Source organism: [Phormidium] sp. LEGE 05292, from assembly GCF_015207735.1.
In the GTDB taxonomy this organism is placed as follows: Bacteria; Cyanobacteriota; Cyanobacteriia; order Cyanobacteriales; family Aerosakkonemataceae; genus Floridanema.
This window is the reverse complement of record NZ_JADEWG010000030.1, coordinates 30,144-50,908: the sequence shown is the minus strand read 5'-3', so window position 1 is coordinate 50,908 and position 20,765 is coordinate 30,144. Positions and strand designations below refer to the sequence as shown.

At 40.9% G+C, this 20,765-nt stretch carries 20 protein-coding genes; 6 read left to right on the top strand and 14 right to left on the bottom strand.

Annotated features, from left to right (window positions below):
• Nucleotides 1-17: 17 nt before the first annotated feature.
• The 3 genes from IQ264_RS11450 to IQ264_RS11440 all read right to left on the bottom strand — a co-directional run bounded on the left by IQ264_RS11450 (nucleotide 18) and on the right by IQ264_RS11440 (nucleotide 3,198).
• Complete coding sequence (locus tag IQ264_RS11450) at nucleotides 18-1,169, bottom strand: NAD-dependent epimerase/dehydratase family protein (RefSeq protein ID WP_193980903.1); 1,152 nt, start codon at nucleotides 1,167-1,169, stop codon at nucleotides 18-20.
• Between the two features lie 143 nt (nucleotides 1,170-1,312).
• Nucleotides 1,313-1,903, bottom strand: a complete 591-nt coding sequence (locus tag IQ264_RS11445; protein ID WP_193980902.1) for a chromophore lyase CpcT/CpeT — start codon at nucleotides 1,901-1,903, stop codon at nucleotides 1,313-1,315.
• A 125-nt stretch (nucleotides 1,904-2,028) separates the two neighbouring features.
• Nucleotides 2,029-3,198 (bottom strand): esterase-like activity of phytase family protein, encoded by a 1,170-nt coding sequence (locus IQ264_RS11440; RefSeq protein ID WP_193980901.1) that lies wholly within the window; start codon nucleotides 3,196-3,198, stop codon nucleotides 2,029-2,031.
• A gap of 92 nt (nucleotides 3,199-3,290) precedes the next feature.
• Here IQ264_RS11440 and IQ264_RS11435 point away from each other — a divergent pair, with 92 nt between their 5' ends.
• Nucleotides 3,291-4,532 (top strand): tetratricopeptide repeat protein, encoded by a 1,242-nt coding sequence (locus IQ264_RS11435; protein ID WP_193980900.1) that lies wholly within the window; start codon nucleotides 3,291-3,293, stop codon nucleotides 4,530-4,532.
• 268 nt (nucleotides 4,533-4,800) lie between these two features.
• Here IQ264_RS11435 and IQ264_RS11430 read toward each other — a convergent pair whose 3' ends face one another.
• The 6 genes from IQ264_RS11430 to yidD form a co-directional block, all read right to left on the bottom strand.
• A complete protein-coding gene (locus IQ264_RS11430) occupies nucleotides 4,801-5,607 on the bottom strand; it encodes a calcium-binding protein (RefSeq protein ID WP_193980899.1) in 807 nt (268 codons plus the stop codon).
• Nucleotides 5,608-5,944: 337 nt separating this feature from the next.
• Nucleotides 5,945-6,973, bottom strand: a complete 1,029-nt coding sequence (locus IQ264_RS11425; protein ID WP_193980898.1) for an ABC transporter permease — start codon at nucleotides 6,971-6,973, stop codon at nucleotides 5,945-5,947.
• Between the two features lie 116 nt (nucleotides 6,974-7,089).
• The gene (locus IQ264_RS11420; protein WP_193980897.1) at nucleotides 7,090-8,736 is read right to left on the bottom strand and encodes an ABC transporter substrate-binding protein; all 1,647 of its coding nucleotides are present in this window, start codon (nucleotides 8,734-8,736) and stop codon (nucleotides 7,090-7,092) included.
• A gap of 134 nt (nucleotides 8,737-8,870) precedes the next feature.
• Nucleotides 8,871-9,887 (bottom strand): sulfate/molybdate ABC transporter ATP-binding protein, encoded by a 1,017-nt coding sequence (locus IQ264_RS11415; protein ID WP_193980896.1) that lies wholly within the window; start codon nucleotides 9,885-9,887, stop codon nucleotides 8,871-8,873.
• A 163-nt stretch (nucleotides 9,888-10,050) separates the two neighbouring features.
• Nucleotides 10,051-10,353, bottom strand: coding sequence for a hypothetical protein (locus tag IQ264_RS32925; RefSeq protein WP_228061461.1), 303 nt, complete (start codon nucleotides 10,351-10,353; stop codon nucleotides 10,051-10,053).
• A 66-nt stretch (nucleotides 10,354-10,419) separates the two neighbouring features.
• A complete protein-coding gene (gene yidD, locus IQ264_RS32920; RefSeq protein ID WP_228061460.1) occupies nucleotides 10,420-10,593 on the bottom strand; it encodes a membrane protein insertion efficiency factor YidD in 174 nt (57 codons plus the stop codon).
• Nucleotides 10,594-10,884: 291 nt separating this feature from the next.
• On the opposite strand from yidD, the gene chlP reads away from it, so the two are divergent.
• The 3 genes from chlP (at nucleotide 10,885) to IQ264_RS11395 (ending at nucleotide 14,729) form a co-directional block, all read left to right on the top strand.
• A complete protein-coding gene (gene chlP / locus IQ264_RS11405) occupies nucleotides 10,885-12,105 on the top strand; it encodes a geranylgeranyl reductase (RefSeq protein WP_193980895.1) in 1,221 nt (406 codons plus the stop codon).
• A 384-nt stretch (nucleotides 12,106-12,489) separates the two neighbouring features.
• Nucleotides 12,490-13,284, top strand: coding sequence for a hypothetical protein (locus IQ264_RS11400; protein ID WP_193980894.1), 795 nt, complete (start codon nucleotides 12,490-12,492; stop codon nucleotides 13,282-13,284).
• 710 nt (nucleotides 13,285-13,994) lie between these two features.
• Nucleotides 13,995-14,729, top strand: a complete 735-nt coding sequence (locus IQ264_RS11395; RefSeq protein ID WP_193980893.1) for a choice-of-anchor K domain-containing protein — start codon at nucleotides 13,995-13,997, stop codon at nucleotides 14,727-14,729.
• A gap of 141 nt (nucleotides 14,730-14,870) precedes the next feature.
• On the opposite strand, the gene IQ264_RS11390 is transcribed toward IQ264_RS11395, so the two are convergent.
• Entirely contained in the window at nucleotides 14,871-15,614 is a 744-nt protein-coding gene (locus IQ264_RS11390; RefSeq protein ID WP_193980913.1) for a response regulator transcription factor, read from the bottom strand.
• A gap of 397 nt (nucleotides 15,615-16,011) precedes the next feature.
• Here IQ264_RS11390 and IQ264_RS11385 point away from each other — a divergent pair, with 397 nt between their 5' ends.
• Nucleotides 16,012-17,007 (top strand): YheT family hydrolase, encoded by a 996-nt coding sequence (locus IQ264_RS11385; protein ID WP_228061468.1) that lies wholly within the window; start codon nucleotides 16,012-16,014, stop codon nucleotides 17,005-17,007.
• 38 nt (nucleotides 17,008-17,045) lie between these two features.
• On the opposite strand, the gene IQ264_RS11380 is transcribed toward IQ264_RS11385, so the two are convergent.
• Together IQ264_RS11380 and clpS are read right to left on the bottom strand one after the other, a co-directional pair.
• On the bottom strand, nucleotides 17,046-17,858 hold the full coding sequence (locus tag IQ264_RS11380; RefSeq protein ID WP_228061467.1) for a CPBP family intramembrane glutamic endopeptidase: 813 nt from the start codon (nucleotides 17,856-17,858) through the stop codon (nucleotides 17,046-17,048).
• 67 nt (nucleotides 17,859-17,925) lie between these two features.
• On the bottom strand, nucleotides 17,926-18,207 hold the full coding sequence (clpS, locus tag IQ264_RS11375) for an ATP-dependent Clp protease adapter ClpS (RefSeq protein WP_193980890.1): 282 nt from the start codon (nucleotides 18,205-18,207) through the stop codon (nucleotides 17,926-17,928).
• 367 nt (nucleotides 18,208-18,574) lie between these two features.
• On the opposite strand from clpS, the gene IQ264_RS11370 reads away from it, so the two are divergent.
• Nucleotides 18,575-18,982 carry a hypothetical protein gene (locus IQ264_RS11370; protein WP_228061459.1) on the top strand — a complete coding sequence of 136 codons (408 nt, stop codon included), beginning with the start codon at nucleotides 18,575-18,577 and terminating at the stop codon, nucleotides 18,980-18,982.
• Nucleotides 18,983-19,098: 116 nt separating this feature from the next.
• Here IQ264_RS11370 and IQ264_RS11365 read toward each other — a convergent pair whose 3' ends face one another.
• Complete coding sequence (locus tag IQ264_RS11365) at nucleotides 19,099-20,274, bottom strand: pyridoxal phosphate-dependent aminotransferase (RefSeq protein ID WP_193980911.1); 1,176 nt, start codon at nucleotides 20,272-20,274, stop codon at nucleotides 19,099-19,101.
• A 132-nt stretch (nucleotides 20,275-20,406) separates the two neighbouring features.
• Nucleotides 20,407-20,601, bottom strand: a complete 195-nt coding sequence (locus tag IQ264_RS11360) for a hypothetical protein (protein ID WP_193980889.1) — start codon at nucleotides 20,599-20,601, stop codon at nucleotides 20,407-20,409.
• Nucleotides 20,602-20,765 lie beyond the last annotated feature (164 nt).

Genomic DNA, 20,765 nt, shown 5'->3' with positions numbered 1-20,765 from the left:
TGATGTGCCAAAAAAACCTAACGTTGCCAAGTAACTTTTGGTAAGATTTGGTTGTTATCGACTCGCTGTTTATACTTAACGGCGAAGTTTAACAGGGAATCAAGTAAGGCATCGGAGAGGTAGTGAGGTTGTAAACCTAAATCAAGTAGGTTAGTGTTTTTGGCGTTGAAGTAATGTTCTTCTTTCTCGATGCGGGGGTTTTCCAAGTTATTAATTTCTACTTTTAATCCCAATGCTTTACCAGCTTCTTTCACCTTTAAAGCTAGGTCGGAGACACTAAATTGTTCGGTGAATTGGTTAAACACACGGAACTCGCCTGGGGCAGCTGGATTTGCGATCGCCAATTCGATACATCTTACTGTATCTCGAATGTCCAAAAATCCTCTAGTTTGACCACCTTTACCATAAACTGTAATCGGGTGATCGATCGCTGCTTGAATGCAGAAACGGTTGAGGGCTGTGCCAAAAACGCCGTCATAGTCTAGACGGTTAATTAGCAGTTCGTCCATGCCAGTTTCTTCTGTCAGTACGCCGTAAACGACTCCTTGATTTAAGTCTGTGGCACGTAAGCCCCAAATGCGACAGGCGAAATGAATGTTGTGGCTATCATGGACTTTGGAAAGGTGATACATTGAGCCTGGTTGTTTAGGATAGGGCAAGGTATCTTTACGACCGTTATGCTCGATCGTGATGTATCCTTCCTCAATGTCTATGTTGGGTGTACCATATTCACCCATTGTTCCTAATTTCACCAAATGACAATCGGGGAAATCTTCCTTCATGGCGTAAAGAATGTTCAGCGTTCCGGTAACGTTGTTGACTTGCGTCAGAACAGCGTGTTCGCGGTCAATCATGGAAAATGGTGCTGAACGTTGTTCGCCAAAGTGGACGATCGCATCTGGTTGAAACTTGTGCAACGTTTTGAAAAGAAAATCGTAGTTGGTAATATCACCGATAAATAGGTCGATGACTTTCCCTGTAAGATCGCGCCAACGCTGAATGCGTTGTTGAATGGGTGCGATCGGGGTTAAGGTTTCTACACATAACTCTAGATCCCAGTGTCGCCGAACTAAGCTATCTAGGATGCCAACTTGATGACCTTTGTTGGAAAGATAAAGTGCTGTTGCCCAACCACAATAACCGTCGCCACCAATAACCAGAACTCTCATCTTGATCTTGTTAATCCTGCTTGCCGACACTCGCTAAATGTACCAGGTTTGTGTACCCTTTAAACCACCAAAGTAAATATTCTGGTCGAATCTAGGTAGAGGAGTAGTGGATCGGCGATAATTTGAGAATTGGGATAATTTTTTTAAATTTTTACTTCGTCAGCGAAACTTGCCCAACGCACGAAGTAAAATGGGCCAGCTACAGAACCCCAGATGTGTTCGTCGGTTTCGGGGTCACGTCCGCGATCGAGACTGATAAATTTTTCGTCGTCAATCTCAAATTCGCTATCTAAGTAAGTAGTACGACCTTTGCGAACCACAAAGCAACCTTTACCGGGTTCCACTTTACCTTTAAAACTGTTGCCAGTCCACTCTACAATCATGTTGCAGCCTGGTAATTTCTCTAAATTGTCGATTTTGAGGTTTTCTAGTCGTTTCACGTCACGGGAAGCGCCGTAAAATTCTTTTTCTGACTTGAGGGTGTAATTTTCAATCTCAATCCGATCGTCTTTTTCTACTAATTTCAGCACCCGCACTCGATATGGATCGTTAAGATCGTAATCATAAGCTTGTTCGACAAAGAAACTGACCCCAGATAGAAGCTCTAAGGGTAAGGGACGCATACAAACGCGAATATGAGCGTAGAATGGTGGATTTTCAAATGCTTGCTCTTGATTACTAAAGTCTGCTGCCATCAATCGAGCTAAGCTGGCAATGTCGGTAGAATGAGTCATTGTTAATTAAACAGAATTACAAATCTCCCCAACTATTTTAAGCCAGAAGGCAATTAATTTAATTTGTTGAGTATGTTGTTGGGCTTTATCGCTCTTGATGATATCGCTAAAGCGCAACAACGTACCTAAGAACGTTTGAGGCGAAATAAGAGAAATTGGGTTATTTGTTCTTTTTTGAAATTGTCATCACTCACTAAAATTAAACTTTGGCTGCCATCGGGTAAACGAGGGCCAAAAGTTAGTCCTTCTAAATTGTCTAATCTAATTTTTAATTCTTGCAAGTCTAAGACTAATTGCTTTTTCACTGGTTGTACTGCTCTTATTTCACCTTTTAAACTGGCAATACGAGAGGTGTCGGTAGCTGCACCAGTGAAAACTTGGTAAACTTTTGCGCCAAAACCTGTTAAACCGAAAGATCTTTCTAAGCTTAAGAAATGTCCACCTTGATCGATCGCTAATAAATCTACCACCCCATGATAGATTGCTCCTGGCGGATTGGGAGATAGGGGATAAAGATGTTCGGAAATAATGATTGGTGGCCCATCACTAATGAGATAATGTAAAAATCGACATTTAATAATTTGTGGTTTATAGTTACCTTGTTCGTCTTTTTGTGGTGGATCTTTGTCTTGAATTAATGCTGATTCGGTGACTGTAAATAAACGAATCGGTTCTCCAGTGGAGGGTAAAGATCCGATCGGATTAAGGGTTAAAGATTCAAATCCTAAATTATCTTGGATTCCTCTTTGTTGTTGTTCGCCTTTAGCGTCAGGAATGTATCTTTGTGGCAGAGGCAAATTTTGTTTTAATCTGCCATTTTTTAAGTCGAATTCGCCTATAAATGGCGGAATAAGTTCATGGGTAACACCTTCGCTGGAAATAAATACTGTGCCTTGAGGAGTGAGGGCAATTCCTTCAGGATCGATGCTACCTTTGGGATAAGTTTCCCTATCTTTTGTTTTGAGAAAGGTAACATTTTCTATGTTTACGTTTTGCAGTTTACTGTTATTTAAGTCTAAGTTTAAGGTGTAAAATCTGGCTGGCGCGAGGTTGCTGCGATCGTCCGAAATGGCATAAAAGCGATCGCGCTGTCGATCATAAGTTATCCCCGATAATCCCCCAACTGTTGTATCCTGAAATTTCATCTTGGGTAATTGGTATTCACCCAAAAATTCTAAAGATATGTCGAGAAATGTCCGTTGTTGAGCACTAACTCTTGGTAAAGCACAAGATGATATAAAAGTCAATCCTATTAATGCTAAACTCAGAACTAAAATTCTGATGCTTTTCTTCACCAGTCATCTCCTATTCATCGATTACAGTTAAGCTTGGGAAACTAATTACTATTTCCGATCTTCTTTATATTAGCCTGAGTGGATTTTAGATTATGAGCGATCGCCCCCGACAAAAAATCAGCAAGTTTTATTTTTCGGTTGTTTGTTCTTTGTTTTGGTTAATTCTCAGTTTTCCGACTTATGCTCAAAGTAATAATGAGGATGACCCCACTGTATTTCCTCCCGATCCTTTAGAGTTCAGAACTCTCGATCCGATGTTACCTCAGTCAGCGCGAGATAAAAAACCTTTAACTGAGGAAGAAAAGACACAATTACAACAATCATTAAATGAATTAAATCAGCAAGCGACAGAGTTATTTCAAGCTGGTGATAAAGTCACTGCTTTTGCAGTTTGGTATCGAGAATTGCGCTTAACCAGGGTATTAGGGTTATTACCAGAAGTCGAAGCTTTAACGAGAATAGGTGCGATCGTATGGCAAGAAAATTCCAGAGAAGACATAAAATTTATCACCAAAAGATTGCAAGCAATTCAAACAGAAGCCACAGCAAAACCTATTGTAGAATTAGATTTATGGCGTGCTTTAGCAACAGCTTATGAACAAGTCCGAGCACCTGATAAAGCAGTTGTCGCTTACGAACAAATTCTCCGCGCCGCCAGAGAACAAAAAAACACAGAAGAAATTGCCGCCGCACTAACTAAAATTGGCGATTTAAGTTTAAGTTGGTTTGATTACCAAAAAGCCGCAGTTACTTATAACGAATTGTTGAATTTAGCCAAAGAGCAAAATAACAGCGAACAGCAAATTACTTACTTAAAACAATTGGCTTATATTTACGCACAATTGAAACAACCGTTGCAAATTATATCCACCAAGCAGCAGTTAATTGAACTTTACCAAAACCTGCAAAACTTCACCGAAATTCCTGAATTGAAATTAGCGATCGGTTCCCAACTAGAATCCCTTGGACAAATTGAAGAAGCCGCTCAACAATACGAAGAAACTTACTCCTTTGCTTGGTCAATTCAGCAATATTCCGGTGCAGCCGACGCACTCAGAAAACTAGTAGCATTACAACTTTCCCTAAAGCGAATAGACGCAGCATTAGAAACAAGTCAAGTACTTTTACAAACCGATCAACTAGGTCATAACTTTTATGGAATGATGAACACTTACGATCAAATCGCTAAACTTTATTTAGAACAAAAAAACTATTCTCAAGCACTCGTAGCTTTTGAAAGAGGACTTGAGATCGCCAAACAATTAAGTTATCGAGAACCTTACTTTACCAGACAAATTCAAGAAGTTAATAAACAGATTTCACGCCAATCTTAAAACCGAATTTTTGAAATGAAAGCTAGATTTTTACCCATCTTGCTACAGAGGAGGTAGAACCTCCCATATCTCGTTCCCAGGTTGAACCTGGGAACGAAAAACAGAGGTTCTGCCTTTTTGTTCAAGATTTTAGTTTAACCAGATGCACCTTACTTTATCTGAGAATCTAGCTTCTCAATTAAAATTTAACTGATGAAAAAACACACACCACAATATATTTTATAGATGCGTAAATTTGTTACCAACCCAACAAGTAGCCAATTGAACTTTAGCTAGTCATTTTTGGCACTGTAAAATCCAAAGCTGTAATAGCTGGAACACTACTTAAAACAGCAAATAAACCGCCATCACCAAAACCTAATTCACTACCATTTTGGTTATAGAACAAATTGCCATTAACAGAGTTGTAAACAATTAAAGCATTGCTTGTTTCGACTGCTAAATCATTATCAACGGTAGTAAAAGCAGTACTAAAATCTACAACGTTAGAGAGGTTAGAGAAACGCTGCTGAGATAAGAAAATTGTATCCTCTCCCGGAGTGAAGTCAGTAATAGTGTCTACTCCCAAAGAAGCACTAAAGTCAGAAACAATGTTTACTTCTCCCAGCTTGGTATTAGATGCTAGAGGCGCATAAAAATAAAATGTATCCTTACCCGCTCCTCCAGTCAAAATATCATCTCCCGATTCGCCGCAGAGGAAGTCCTCACCATTCCCTCCATCTAGATAATCATTCCCAGCATTACCAAATAAGACATCGCTGCCATTACCCCCGTAAATAGTGTCGTTGAGGTTTTCTGTACCTGCGAGACCAGAAATTAAGTTACCGAAGATAATATCATTACCCTCACCACCATCAATAAAGTTGCTACCCTTTCCTCCTTGGATAAAGTCGTCTCCACCTAAGCCGAAAATTCGTTCATTTTGCTCAGTTCCGACGATCATATCCATACTATCTGTACCTACAATCTCATTGGTGAAAATTACCTCCACAGGAATTGGTTGATCGGTAGCTAAAGAATTAGTTTGTTGAATCAGCAAATTATTAGGATCTAGTACCGTGTCCTCTGTACTCATTATGCCTGTTCCTCCTAAGCAAAGATAGTAAATTCTCTGACTAACTCTTTAATAACACAGGAAGTATCTAATAGAATTGAGTAATTATACTAAATTAACCTTTTAACTACTCTCTGCCTAGATACATAAAATTGATTTGCTTCACAAAAACTTTGCAAAAACTTTGCAGTTTATTTATAAATTTAGAAATTATTGTGACTAAGCTTAAAAGTAAGAAACTGGTAGTCCTTAGCTACCAGTAATTCGATTTGAAATTTTAGACTTGCTCCCATAGATAAACTTAGTTTTTTTTTCAGCTGACTTTACTTGTGTAGCTGCAACTTCAGTCACCTGATTTTTAGTAGCGAATGCGTGGATCGATGTAGGCGTTGACAATATCAATTAAAATGCTGGCAACCACTACAATAGCCGCGAAAAATACCATAATTCCTTGAACGGTTGGATAATCGCGATCGGAAATTGCTTGATATAGCCTACTACCTAATCCCGGCCAAGAAAAGGTGACTTCGGTTAAAACTGCACCCCCCAACATAGAAGCAAAAGTCAAACCTAAAACAGTAATTACTGGAATCAAAGCATTTTTCAAAGCATGAGAAATAAGAATTTTTCTTTCCGAAATTCCCCTAGCTCTAGCTGCTTCCACATAATCTGCCTTCAGAGTTTGCCGAAGATTTACCCTAACAATGCGCTCAAAAATTCCACTAATTAAAAATCCTAAAGTCAAACAAGGGAGTGCGAGATAATGAAGAGAAATTAATAGCTCATTAATATTACCATTAAGGATACTATCAACAGTGTACAAACCTGTAATTGTCGGAGGAGGAGAATAAGCTAAAGAAAAGCGACCATTAGGCGGAAACCATTTTAGTTGTACAGCAAAAATCAGTTGCAAAATCATCCCAAACCAAAACAAGGGAATAGCATAAGTAATAATCCCAAATAACCTGCCGCTAACATCAAAAACTGTATTAGGTTTAGAAGCAGAAATAGCACCAAAACCAACTCCAACAAGTAGCGCAACTGCCATGCTAAAAGTTGCTAATTCTAAAGTTGCAGGAAAGTGTTGTTGAATGATTTCTACAACATCTTGACCTTGACTAGTTAGGGAAGTTCCTAAATCAAATCTGAGCAAAGATCCCAGATAATTAATGTATTGTAACCACAAAGGAGCGGCTAATCCTAATCTTTGACGATATTCTTCTTTAACGCTATCTGGTGCACCGCGTCCTCCTAATATTACATCCACAGGATCGCCGGGAGTTGCTCTTAGTAGTAAAAAAACTACTGTGACGATCGTCCACAGCATCAAAGGAGCAAAAAGTAAACGAGTTATAACGTAATATTGCAAGGCACGCGATCGAGACATTTTGTTAGTTTTGAGTTTTAAATAGGGACTGGGGACTGGGAAAGTTTAACCATGATTTACAAATCTACCAGATCTCTTAATTAATCCTGCTCATCATGTAAATCCATAAATCCTGGTTATTTCTTGATTTCCCAAAATGGTAATTGTTGAATTGGGTCTATTTTTACTCCTTGTAATCCTTGTTTAGCAAAAGCAAAATCCTTGCTTTGCCATAAGGGAATTAAAGGAACATCTTGCGCCATGAGTTTTTGAATTTCTGCAAATATTTGTTTGCGTTTTTCTGGGTTTTGTTCGCGGCGTTGTTGCTGAATTAATTGATTCATGCGATCGCTATAATAAAACGACCCTTGACTTTGACTTGCACCCTGTTGACAACCTGTTGTTGGTGAACCTTTGGCACAACTTAAGAAAGGTTGAATGTAATTATCTGCATCCGAAAAATCGGGATACCAATCTACTAAAGCACTTTGATAAACTCCCTTACGAATGTTGGCAAAAAACGTTGCTGATTCAACTGCTTGGGGTTGAATTTGCACCATACCATCTAATTCTTGTAAAGCATATTCTTTCAACAAAGCGGCTACTTGTTGGCGAACTGCTGAACCAATGGGATACCAAACTTCTAACTTTAAAGGATTCTCTTTAGAAAATCCTGCTTTCGTCAAAAGTTCTTTTGCTTTAGCAATATTTCCATCACCATAAACTTTTTGATAAACCGGGATAGAAACACTAAAAGTATTAGGAATCATGCTATAAGCAGGTTCTCCTTGATTCCTTAAAACTCGCTCGATAATCAATTTTCGATTAATTAAAGAAGCGATCGCCTGTCTAATCTCTACGTTATCCAAAGGTTTCTGTTGTGTATTTAAGACCATGTAACTAATTACATTACCTTTCGCTTCTGATACCTGCCAACCTCCAGATTTCGCATTTTGTTGCAGACTAGAAATCTGTACCGGATCTAAAGTTTGAGAAGCAATATCGACCGTTCCAGTGCGGAAAGTATTATATAAATTTGCAGAACTAGTAAGAACTTGAAAATCAATTCCTTTATTCGCTGGTTTTTGCCCCCAATACTTATCAAAAACTTCTAACCGAATCGAAGTTGGTGTAAATTCAACTAATTTATAAGGGCCTGTTCCCACAAATTTTGTAGGGGTAAATTTTCCTTCTCCTATTTGATAAGCTTTAGGAGAAACTGGACACATTCCCGCAAAAGCTAAAATCGCTGGAAATGCAGCAAAAGGATTTTTCAATTTAATCGTTACTTCATAAGGCCCAGAAGCTTTTACAGATTCCACAATATCTGTTAATAGGTTGGAAGGTTTTCCCCCATTTTTCATGAAGCGTTCCAAGGAAAAAACCATTGCTTCCGCATTAAAAGGAGTACCATCGTGAAACACTACTCCCTGTCGCAAAGGAATGACATAAGTTAAACCATCTGCGCTAACTTTTGGTAAAGCTGTAGCCAGTTGTGGAACTAATTGATCTGTGCCTAATTTGTAGGTATAAAGCCGATCGCCCAAACTATAAAGTACATTACTAGCTGCTAATTCGTAAGCATCTGCCGGATCGAGAGTTCGGGGTTTTAAAGTTGTTCCGACAGACAAGCGATCGCTATTATTATTTGCTGAAGAACTCCCTCCCGAAACAGCATTAGGTCGCCGACCACAGCTAATAACTAAAATCAAACAAACACAAAAAAGACCAAAAAATTTTGCTAGATAACCCAATTGTTTGCTAGATACAGAAAACTTCTTCATTACTACCATTAACCTCGGAGAAACAGCGTGGCAGAAATAACTATACAGTTAAAAACAGGTAAAAAAAGGTGCAAAGCTTGGTGTTAGCCTTCTTTCCTTAAAGCCTTCTGCCTTCTGCCTTCTGCCTTCTTGCACTAAATTGAATAGTATAACGGAAAAGACTTCGCATCCTTGGGTTTGACAAAAACTTGTTCTTGCGGTTCCAACTTTAAGGCATCAAAGCGTTCCCTAGAAAGGTGCGCCGTCAAAACTTGTCCATCATCTAAGACTAGTTCCACTTGAATTTCCCAACCCAAATGAATCAAACGATCGACTCTAGCAGCAACCGTAGTACCGTTCGCTTCTCTTTGAATTACTATGTCGTGAGGACGGAGAAAAATTTCTGGTTGCGTAGACTCAAAACCATTTCCCTCAAAAATCTGTGAAGTACTAGGCAAAACATTTACAGGCCCAATAAAACTCATCACAAAAGCCGAAGCTGGATGGTCGTAAATTTCTGCTGGTGTGCCTATTTGCTCGATTTTACCCTTATTCATCACTACGATTTCATCAGCAACTTCCATTGCTTCTTCTTGATCGTGGGTAACAAAAACGGTGGTAACGTGAACTTCGTCGTGTAAGCGTCTTAACCAAGCACGCAGGTCTTTCCGAACTTTGGCATCCAAAGCGCCGAAAGGTTCATCTAGTAATAATACTTGAGGTTCTACAGCTAAAGCTCTAGCTAAAGCAACTCTTTGCCTTTGTCCACCAGATAATTGCGAAGGATAGCGATCGCCTAGTCCCTTCAACTGCACTAATTCTAAAAGTTCCTCTACCCGACCTTTAACTCTCAACTTCGACGCTTTGCGAATATCCAAACCAAAACCAATATTTTGCCGCACTGTCATGTGCTTAAACAAAGCATAATGCTGGAACACAAACCCAATATTTCTGTCCTGCACACTCTTATTAGTAGCATCCTGACCAGTAATAAAAATTCTCCCACTACTAGGAGTTTCTAAACCCGCAATTAACCTCAATAAAGTTGACTTTCCTGAACCAGATGGCCCCAACAAAGCTACTAAAGAACCGGATTTAATTGTTAAGCTTACCTGGTCAACTGCATGGAAACTGCCATAATGCTTGGATACGTTTTCTACACTAATCCCCATAAATGCCCTCTAGACAAGCCAATTTATCAAAATACTAAACTACCGATCTGGTTAAATTAATTACCTGTTTACTTTAATTTCCCATTTATCGATAAATTCGCTGTAGTTTATCTTACCGCTATTGGTAGTCACCTAGAGATCGGAGTCAAGGACAAAAAACGAATCAAGAACCGCAACTGCCGCAACTGCCGCAATCAAGACTACTACAATCGAAACCAGAACCACAGTCAACACAATTGCCGCAACTGCCGCAATCAAGACTGCCACAATGGTGAAAACCAGAACCACAGTCAACACCATTAGCACAGTCAAGCAAATTGCAGGAAGTATCAGTTAAGTCACTGCCACACTGAAAGCTTTCACAGGCGTTATTGAGCGCATCTCCACAAACATTTTTCTGTTTCAGGTTTTCTTTTTGGGGTTGTTTGGGATTGTCTTGATCCTCTGTCTGGGAATTATTTACCATACCTCGAAGGATCTGATTTGCTTTTTTACAATCTTTAAACCTTTGACGTGATGCCTCAAATGCTACTTATAATCCTTTTTGCGCCACTATACGTTTGATGTACGCAGAGCAAGACTCCCCACCATATAAAATTCGGTGAGCGCAGGAAAAACCTTTATGCGGGGAAAGATATTTCTGATATCCACTAATTGAAGTACAAGCAATTTGTCTTATCCCAGAATCAACCCAAGTAGTATTCATTCAAGCTTTCTCATCAGCCAACATCACTGAAGTAAAGATACAAATAGAGGGAGAAATATTCGGGCGATCGGTCTCAAACGGGAAGACAAGGTGGGGAGGTAGGGGGAGTTGAAGAGGTAGTTAGTTAAATTATTTTCTCCCTATCTCCCCATTCCCCCATTCCCTGAACTTACTTAACGGAATATTAAGCTCTGTTGCAATTTATTCACATAGATGTAAAGAGGATTAAGGCAAACCAGCAGTCCGTGATAACATCACAGCTTGTAGGTAGAAGAGATAGGGAGAAAACGCTTGACACTACGGGTTGCTGTTGTTGGAGGTGGCCCAGCAGGTTCCTCTACTGCTGAAGTCCTCGCTAAAGCTGGAATTGAAACTTACCTGTTTGAGCGCAAGCTAGACAACGCTAAGCCTTGCGGTGGAGCAATTCCGCTATGTATGGTGAAAGAGTTTGATTTGCCGCCGCAAATTATCGATCGCCAAGTTAGAAAAATGAAAATGATCTCACCTTCTAACATTGAGGTCGATATCAATTTAATCAAACAAGATGAATATATTGGAATGTGCCGTCGGGAAGTGTTAGATGGCTTCCTGCGCGATCGAGCCGCTAAATTAGGAACCACCCTAATCAACGGCACCGTTTATAAATTGGATATTCCGACAAACAACACCGACTCATACACCATCCACTATGCCGATCACTCTGATGGCAATGCCGAAGGAACCATGAGAACCTTAAAGGTTGACATGGTTGTAGGAGCAGATGGCGCTAACTCCCGTGTTGCCAAAGCTATTGATGCCGGGGATTACAATTATGCGATCGCCTTCCAAGAACGCATTCGTCTCCCCGAAGACAAAATGTACTACTACGAAGACCTAGCCGAAATGTACGTCGGCAAAGATGTTTCTCCCGACTTTTACGCTTGGGTATTCCCCAAATATGACCATGTGGCAGTCGGTACGGGCACCATGAAGGTCAACAAAGCCATTATTAAAGACCTCCAAGCAGGCATCCGCGCCCGTGCTGCCAAAAAACTCGCAGGCGGAAAAATCATTAAAGTAGAAGCACACCCCATCCCCGAACATCCCCGTCCCCGTCGCGTCGTTGGGCGTGTAGCTCTCGTGGGTGATGCCGCAGGTTACGTAACCAAATCTTCCGGCGAAGGGATTTACTTTGCCGCTAAGTCCGGTCGGATGTGTGCCGAAACGATCGTCGAATTTTCCAACAACGGCACCCGCATTCCCACAGAAGACGATTTGAAAGTTTATCTAAAGCGTTGGGACAAGAAATACGGTCTTACCTACAAAGTTTTAGATCTCCTCCAAACTGTCTTCTATCGTTCTGATGCCACCCGCGAAGCTTTCGTGGAAATGTGTGCCGACTTAGATGTACAAAAGCTGACCTTCGATAGCTACCTGTACAAAACAGTAGTACCAGCTAACCCCTTGGTACAGCTAAAAATCACTGCCAAAACCATTGGTAGCCTGCTACGTGGTAATGCCCTAGCACCCTAGCACTAGAGGCAGAAGGACAAAAGGCTAAAACAAAGCTTTTTTACCTGTTTTTAACAGTATAGTAGCCAAATACTGCCCATTAAAGAAAAGAGAAAGGGGGAAAGGATGAGATTATTCCTTTTCCCCTTTCTCTATGTGTAGCCCACATTCCGCACTTCAAAAAATAGTATTAAATACTACGTGAATCTGGAGAAAACTAGTTAGAAATACTTGATTAACTTTTTGTTGTAAAAGTAGGAAAATCAGAAGAGAAATCATCAAGCTAATGTAAAGCGATCGGCCCGATTCGGAGTGACTTCATTACCTTTGCCGATGGCGGTGAATAAACGTTTAGTCAGTCAATCAGGAATGTGTTGAAACCATTTGAGTGAGGAGTTTAATGTCGTGAAAACGCTCAAGACTATTTTAGGGAGTGCAGCGATCGCAGCGATCGCGCTTATCGTTACCCATCCGCTCGTAGCTGAAGCCATCCCCCAGAGAGCAAGAAATGCTTGTATCCGAAGTACGGCGGAAGAAATGGGAGTGCCCGTAGGAAATATCGTCATTACGAATGTGGGTCCAGTGAGTGCCGAAAGTGGCGCAGCGACTCTCATGATGGAGAACAATAAAACTGGTCAAACCGCAGAATGCAGAGTCAACACGATCGACGGCACCATTTTGTCAGTCAATGTGGGAAATGGTAATGCTGCTGCTGAACAGCCAGAATTTTTTGTCGTAACAGCATCCAGAACCTTTATTAAAGCCTCACCTGGCGTATTGTCCCATACGGTTGCAAATAACATTCGCAGCGGCACCGTCTTGCGTAACCTGGGCTGCAAGCGGGAGACACAGACACCTACTTGGTGTCAGGTTGAACTGCGCGACGATCCCCAGATCAAGGGGTGGGTATGGTCCCCTGATATCAGCGAATATCAGGCTGATTCATCCTCATCCACCACTGATGCTGCACCGGGAAATCCAGTTTCTGCTTTGGAAGACTTGGTAGGAGCCAGAGCGGGACAGGCTGAACAGACGCTCCAGCAACGGGGCTATGAATGGCGTAATACCAAGCAGTTAGCGGATAGCAGTTTCAGTTATTGGTTGGAGCAAAACACAGGGAACTGTGTTGCGGTTAGAACAACGAATGGTCGATATAGAGCGATCGTCTACACGACAGACCGGGACTGCAACCGTCGATAGCAAGTAAGTTTTTTATTCAGAGAAGGCAGAAGGTATAATCTTCGGAAAATCAATGCTTTGAGCATGATTTGGGCAACCAAGAATGGCTTAATCGCCTTGGCGGTGTAGGAGTCTAGGGCTGTTGACCCCTACAGCATCCGCATCTGTAGTCGGATTTTGAAGAATTGGTATAAGTCCTAATTTAGATCTTGCAACAGGGGAGGTTCTACCTCTTTCTTGGTGCAAGATCTCTTTTACAGGACTTACACAAGTAAAAGAAGCCAATCATGTATTGCCCGTTCCCTGTGAAAAGTTCCCTTTCATCAAATCTTCATACCCTATTTAAATGCTCAACTGTTTAAAGCACCATCCCAGTATTTCTGGGGATAAGCTTTGTCAGTATTTAATTTGCTGATTTTTATATATTTAAGAAATTTAAGAAAACTCTCAAGCTCTCTCCCCTGAGCATCTACTGCTTCAACTAGTAACTTAAATGACTAACAGTTTATTCGACGAAAAATTTTTATTTAGCTCTATTTTAGAGGTATTATATAACACCTTATCTACAATAATATATTTAATATTCCGGATATCAATTACCTGTAGTAGGAAAGAGAATTAAAGTTTTAGTAAAGATTTGGTGAAAAGATTGCAAATACATAAATATTTAGTTGGCAATTCATACATAAATTTACTAGCTTTGGTAAAAGTATTTAATTAATAGCAAAATTATGGAAGTTTCTTTCAAAAATTTTATCAAGAAACTGTCAACTTTTCTTTTAACAACAAACGTATTGTTGGGTTTACCTGTTGTCGCTCAAGCGGTCACGTTTGCAGGTCATACTAGAGGAGAATGGGGATTACCAAATACTGAGAACCCAATGGCAATAGTTAATCTAAGTAGCGAAGACGGTGGAACCAATAATCGTCTGACTTGGGGTACTCCTGGAATAGCAGGTATAAACAATTATGTTCAATTTAACGGCTTAGATTTTACTATTTCTCCTAACCATATCTTTAAAATTGGGGAAATTTTTTATCGGAATGGTAGTACGTTATTGGAAACAAATTTTGATGGAGATTTTCCTCTTAATCTGGAGTTAGAACTGAATCTTCCTTTAAGTAACACAGAGTCTTTCGAGTTCTTATTTAATATCTTGAATACGCCTAATGTTACAGGAGATCCTAATTTGGATGGTGATAAACTCCGATTTTCTACTGCTGGAATGTCCAGTCAAAGTTTTAATTATGAAGGAGTTGAATATACTCTGCAACTTATAGGCTTTTCCACAGATAATGGAGAAACAATCCTGAATGAATTTAATTCGCCAGAATTCAGCATATCTAACGCTTCTTTATACGGAAAAATTACCTTTGTTCCTCCCCCTGTCTCCGTACCTGAGCCTTGCGCTATAGTTGGCCTATCAATAATATGTATTTATTTGGCAACCCGCAAACTTAAATAAAAACTTTTTTACTGGGTGTATCTATTGACTTACTTATTTATCCCAAATAATTATTCTATTTCGTCAAAACTAAGTGCTTATAAATACTGATAAAAAGAGTTGTAGCAGGGGTTCCAACCCTACTACATAATTGAGCAAAACTCACTCCACAGTTGAAGAATCCAGATCTTCTTCTATCTGTTCACGGCTAGGTAATTCTAAGCAGTAGCCTGCACCGTAGACTGTTTTGATATAGCGGGGATGACGGGGATCTGGCTCTAGTTTCGTTCTCAAGTGTCGGATATGAACTCGAATAGTTTCGATATCATCATCTGGGTCATACCCCCAGACTTCCTTAAGAATTTCGCTAGGAGACACAGTTTGACCATGACGCTGTAGTAAACAGTGGAGTAACTCAAACTCCAGGTGAGTCAGCTTAATAGTCTGAGCAAACCAGATCGCCTCAAAGCGTTCTGGCACTAGAGTAAGAGGGCCATAGTTCAGGATTTCGCTGTGTTTAGCGGCTTGAGGAATGCGATCGGTACGTCTGAGTAAAGCACGTACCCGCGCCAGCATTTCTTCTACTTCAAAGGGTTTGGTGAGATAATCATCTGCTCCAGCATTAAAGCCTTCTACTTTATCTTGAGTTTGGCCCAAGGCAGTCAACATTAAAACCGGAATATCCTTGGTGCGCTCATCCCGGCGCAGGCGTTGACAAACCGTAAATCCATCCACCTTGGGTAGCATCAGATCCAGCAGAATCAAGTCAGGCTGTATTTGCAAGGCAAGCGCCTGACCTTTGATGCCATCCTCTGCTTGACTGACATCATATCCAGCCATTTCCAGATTGACGGCGACTAATTCTGAGATAGCAGAGTCATCGTCGATGACGAGTATCCGAGGCATCATTAAAAAATATAACTTTGGCTAAAGGGATCGTTAAGGTTTTTGAAGAACCTGTTGCGGCATCCAAAGATTCCTGTACAAATTATAAGCAAGGATTCTAAATTCTTTGTAAAGCAACCAAAACTTTACAATTAATCACCTTTACTGAGCCGCTACCCAACCAGAAATAGCTGAAAGCCTCTGTCTACAATGAATAAGTATCGCAGTGCTAAGGAAATTTTGAGTATTTCAGCACTGTCTCAAATGTCAGGTGAACTTGATGTACGTAAAGGGTTGGCAGCATTTAGTAACAAATTTCCACAGTAATTCTCCAAATTTAGCTTTCTCTTCTCCAGGGGTCAGAAATTTTTCACCTCCAAGTTACTCTCCGCCTAACTGGTTAAAAAATGGCTTTGCTATGACTCTTTACACTGCATTGCGAGCTTCCCGCCAGTGGGAAAGTACTATTAATTACCCAGAACCAAATTACCAAGAAAAAATCTTTACTGGTGCCCAAGGTGTACCCATCTACGGCAGAGTTGCTATGCCTGGAAATCCTCGTGGTACCATTATCGGGACTTACGGCATCACAGGTTCTTTAGATAATCAGTGGTTTCTGCAAATTTTGGGGCGTAAGGCATTTGCCAGTGATTATGCTGTAGTTTTATTTGACTGGCGGGCGCACGGAAAAACAGCCGCTTTGTCTCCTACCTTAACTTCGGACGGTTTGTATGAAGGGGAAGATTTTGTTCGCATTGCTTCCCAAGCTAAGGCAATGGGTTGCCCTGCGCCTTTTTGGTTTACAGGGTACTCTTTGAGCGGGCAGTTAGCTTTGTGGGCCCTCAAAGCCGCGCAAGACTTAATTCCCAGCGAACAGGTGCGAGGGTTGGAGGAAGCAGAAATTGGTGGGGCGGCAGTGATTTGTCCTAATCTCGATTCGGTGCGTTCTCTTTCGTACTTGGTAAAACATCCTTTGGGTAGATACTTGGAAAAAGCGATCGCCAAAGAGCTCAAAAAACTCGCTCTCCACATACACACTTTGCACCCAGAGTCAATAGATTTAGCTGCTGTCGAACGGGCAAATAGTATCTGGAATTTCGATCGCGAACTAGTCATCTCCCGCTTAGGCTTTCCCAGCGTAGAAGCCTACTATCAAGCTAGTAGCCCCCTGCCCCTACTACCCCAACTGAAAAAACCCACATTGATTTTGTATGCTGCCGACGATCCCTTATTCGACCCCGCAGTAATTCCCGACCTACAAAACGCCTGCGCTAACAACCCTTACATCAACTTGCTGCTAACTCGTTACGGTGGTCACGTCGGCTACCTCAGTAGCAAATCCTGCCAACAACAAGCAAACGACCCCGACCCCTGGTGGGCATGGAATCGAGTTTTGCAATGGTGCAGTCTTTGAAGGAAAGGCAGAAGGCAGAAGGGGAAGAAGGGTAAAGGTTAACTCCCCATCTTTGCGTCTCCTTGTTGCCTTGTCGCTTTGTCCTCTTGTCCTGGGAGCCTTCGCCAAAAGGCAAAAGCGATCGCGCCAAGAAAAATTAATCCCATCAAACCTGCTAATGGGTTGCCATCAATTCCAGTAATCCAGGGGGGGACGCGATCGCAATACCTAACTAACTGACCCACATTAATTATGTAATAACCCCAAACCAACCCAGCGTGTAAACCAATAGGTAAACCCAAACGCCCCCTGGTGCCTCGTTTCGCCCAAACCAAAGTCAACCCCAATAACAGCAGGGCAGGAAATTGGGGAAAAGTGCGGATCACTTCTGGTAAAGGTTTAATAAAATGCAGCAAAGCATAAAGCCAGCTGCTGACCCAGAGACTAATCTTAGGAGAATAATCCCGCTCTAATTCATCCAGCAACCAGCCACGAAACACCAGCCCTTCTGCAAAACCAACCCCCAAAGCGCTAATTAGCCCTTCTAAAACTACTCTGGGTAACTGATCCGAACTTTGCCAAATTAACCAACCCAGTTTTCCCTCTACAAAAAACAGCGTCAAAGTCAGCAATAAACCAATATCCAACCCCTTTAACAGTTCTAGGGCATTTCTGCGGTTAACTAACAAACCATAACTTTTTAGGAGATGAGTTTGTTGATAAACTAACTTGCCCCAAAATCGCAGCAATACCAGAAACCCGACAAATAACAATCCCATTGTCAGAATCGTTACCAAGTTAGTATCACTACTTAAAAAGTAAATTGGTGCGGCGATGGGAAGCCACAGCAGAAGCAAAGTCACGAGAAACAGCCCTACCCGAATTAGGGTAGGAAAACTGGCTATAGCTGGAAAGTGAATTTTCAACAAACCTGTTTATCTACTCTTCAGGTTCAATTGTGCTAGTTAACCCATGATTTTTCAAAGTATCGGAATAAAACTCGGCGTGTTCTTGGGCACAGGTAATGACTAATGCAATTCCTGTAGCATGGGCTTCCATCATGATATTGACAGCTTGTGGTTGAGTCAGAGAAGGTACAGTCTTCATCAGAACTTGTACCACATACTCCATTGAGTTGAAATCATCATTATGTAGTAGCACCCGATAGCGGGGCGCAAGTTTGCGAGAAGTTGACCGCTTTTCTAGGGTTTCGACAGACACAGCTGTTTTTTCTCCCTCATTTCAATAAATTTTTACTAGTTAATCAAGTTCTACCAACTCTAATACATGAGTTAGCAGGGTTTTAGGTGTGGGTTTCCACCATTGAAAAGTCGGTTTCGACTACTGAAACCGCAAATTCCAGGCAAACTCATTCACATAAGTTTTGCCGATCGTCAGTATGCTGCTAAATCTGTAACTTTTCTCAACTTTTAGTAGTTACGAGTTCAGATTTTTACTTTTCGTTTATACTGCTTAACGCTTATTTATAACATTTTGTGTCCTATTTAGTCATCTATCAAAAATATAGTGGGAGGAGTAGAATCTCTAAGCAACATCCATGCAGCTTTGGCAGTATCCTATTAAAATAATGAACAGCAAAATATACATTAGTTTACTGGTGGAGCAAGCCATAATGAGTTCTGCTGTAGACTTTCAACCGAGCCAAATAGTCTGTTTAGAACATCAGGAGACACGCTTGTATGCTGAGGTGATTCAGATAGTCGAATCACGACAGGTGGCTTGGGTACGTCCTTTGATGTTAGTGGTATCTCTATCTAATCAGCTAGATTATGAACCCTTTACTTTCTATGATTTACGTCAAGGCGCGGATTTACTATGGCCAAGCAATTTATTCCGACCTGCTTTGGATACAGAAGTTTTACCACTGTTTACTCACCTACAAATCTCTAAAAATCAAGGTGAAAACCAGCAGTTAGCGCATCAACAGCTACAGCGTTTTATTCGCCAAGTTTGGCAAGATTACGAAGGCAAATAGTAATTTGTAAAAAAACTGACTATTAATATAAGACAGGAAAAACGTAAGAGAAATATTTGTTTCCTGTTCCCTTTCTTCTGCAAAAATTACCACTTGTTTACTGCGCTCCAAAAAACTTAAGCTTGGTAATAAATTCCTGCTTGTTTCATTCGCTGCATTGCTTCGGATAGGCGTTCTTGGGAAATTGTTAAGGCGATACGGAAAAAGCCTTCGCCTGCGTCTCCGTAACCGTTACCAGGGGGAACAACGATCGCACATTTTTCTAATAGTAAGGTAACAAATTCGGCACAAGTGTAACCTTTAGGTACGGGAACCCACACATAAAGGGTAGCTTTGGGGGTGGGTATTGTCCAACCCAAAGATTTTAACCCTTCTATAACAATATCTCGACGTTTTTGGTAAACGGATAATAGTTGCTGAAGTTCTTTAGTGTCGGTGGAATAAGCTGCGATCGCCGCCCGTTGAATTGCCTTAAATATGCCAGAATCTATATTAGTTTTAACTTGGCTGAGTCCTTTAATTCCCAAGGCATTTCCCACCACAAACCCAATCCGCCAGCCAGCCATATTGTAAGACTTAGATAAACTGTGAAATTCGATCGCAATTTCTTTTGCACCCGGAATTTGTAAGACGCTAGGCGGCTGATAACCTTCATAAGCTATTTCCGAGTAAGCATGATCGTGACACAGCAAAATGTCATATTTTTGACAAAACTCGACTAATTCTACAAAAAATTCTAAACTGGCTGTAGCACCAGTCGGATTATTCGGATAATTTACCCATAACAATTTAGCCTTACTAGCCACTGCTTCGGGAATTGCTTGTAAATCTGGCAAAAACCCCTGTTCTGGCAGCAATGGCATATAGTAAGGTTCAGCGCCAGCAAAAAATGTCGAAGTTCGATATACTGGATAGCCAGGATTAGGAATCAGCGTGTAATCTCCTGGTTCTGCAAAAGCTAGAAAAGTATTGTGAATCGCTTCTTTTGAACCAATAGAAGGGATTACTTCGGTTTCTGGGTTTAATCCACTAACACCAAACCTCCGCTGCATCCAATCTACCACTGCTTGACGGTATTCTTTGGTGCCTCGGTAAGGTGGATAGTTGTGAGTAGAAGGATCATCGATCGCCTCGTGCATTGCTTTTACAATATGAACAGGTGTCGGTTTATCTGGATCGCCTATTGCCATATTGATAATGTCCACGCCCTGACTAACTAGTTCATTCCGCTTGCGATCGAGTTCTGCAAACAGGTAGGGAGGAATTTTTTCTAAACGTTGAGCAAACTGCATGGCGACTGGTATGTGATGTAGGAAAGCCATTTGACAGTTTACCGCTTAGTTAGCTCTATTAATGCACACCTGGCTTAGTACTTGCTCTTTTAGAGCTTTATTTCCCCCAAAGCAGCAATTTTTTTGGTCAATCTAGCAGGTAGGAACTAACTGAATTCGACCCGCATCCATTTCATCCATCAATAATTCTAAGGCTTCGTAATCAACATCGGAAATATATCCCAGCCTCGTTAATTCATAGTTGATTTCGTTTTCGATATCTGGAGTCAGACGACGAATAGAAATCGCTTTTTCTACAAGTCCACGAATCGCATTTTTAGCTTCCACGGTTACTGACCAGAACTCCTTTCTAATAAAATTCTCTAATGAATATTGGTCATTGCGAGTGATCGAAACCTTTCAATTTTAGTGATCTAACTCACAGGCATATTCAAAAAGGCTATGTTTGACTCGAAGTAGGTAATTAAATATCTACCCCTACAGAAAAGGTT

What these genes read in the sequence shown, in the direction of transcription:
- IQ264_RS11450 (WP_193980903.1), bottom strand. Translation starts at nt 1,169, where the DNA reads ATGAGAGTTCTGGTTATTGGTGGCGACGGTTATTGTGGTTGGGCAACA.
- IQ264_RS11445 (WP_193980902.1), bottom strand. Translation starts at nt 1,903, where the DNA reads ATGACTCATTCTACCGACATTGCCAGCTTAGCTCGATTGATGGCAGCA.
- IQ264_RS11435 (WP_193980900.1), top strand. Translation starts at nt 3,291, where the DNA reads ATGAGCGATCGCCCCCGACAAAAAATCAGCAAGTTTTATTTTTCGGTT.
- IQ264_RS11430 (WP_193980899.1), bottom strand. Translation starts at nt 5,607, where the DNA reads ATGAGTACAGAGGACACGGTACTAGATCCTAATAATTTGCTGATTCAA.
- IQ264_RS11425 (WP_193980898.1), bottom strand. Translation starts at nt 6,973, where the DNA reads ATGTCTCGATCGCGTGCCTTGCAATATTACGTTATAACTCGTTTACTT.
- IQ264_RS11420 (WP_193980897.1), bottom strand. Translation starts at nt 8,736, where the DNA reads ATGAAGAAGTTTTCTGTATCTAGCAAACAATTGGGTTATCTAGCAAAA.
- IQ264_RS11415 (WP_193980896.1), bottom strand. Translation starts at nt 9,887, where the DNA reads ATGGGGATTAGTGTAGAAAACGTATCCAAGCATTATGGCAGTTTCCAT.
- IQ264_RS32925 (WP_228061461.1), bottom strand. Translation starts at nt 10,353, where the DNA reads ATGGTAAATAATTCCCAGACAGAGGATCAAGACAATCCCAAACAACCC.
- yidD (WP_228061460.1), bottom strand. Translation starts at nt 10,593, where the DNA reads ATGAATACTACTTGGGTTGATTCTGGGATAAGACAAATTGCTTGTACT.
- IQ264_RS11395 (WP_193980893.1), top strand. Translation starts at nt 13,995, where the DNA reads ATGGAAGTTTCTTTCAAAAATTTTATCAAGAAACTGTCAACTTTTCTT.
- IQ264_RS11390 (WP_193980913.1), bottom strand. Translation starts at nt 15,614, where the DNA reads ATGCCTCGGATACTCGTCATCGACGATGACTCTGCTATCTCAGAATTA.
- IQ264_RS11385 (WP_228061468.1), top strand. Translation starts at nt 16,012, where the DNA reads ATGACTCTTTACACTGCATTGCGAGCTTCCCGCCAGTGGGAAAGTACT.
- IQ264_RS11370 (WP_228061459.1), top strand. Translation starts at nt 18,575, where the DNA reads ATGAACAGCAAAATATACATTAGTTTACTGGTGGAGCAAGCCATAATG.
- IQ264_RS11365 (WP_193980911.1), bottom strand. Translation starts at nt 20,274, where the DNA reads ATGCAGTTTGCTCAACGTTTAGAAAAAATTCCTCCCTACCTGTTTGCA.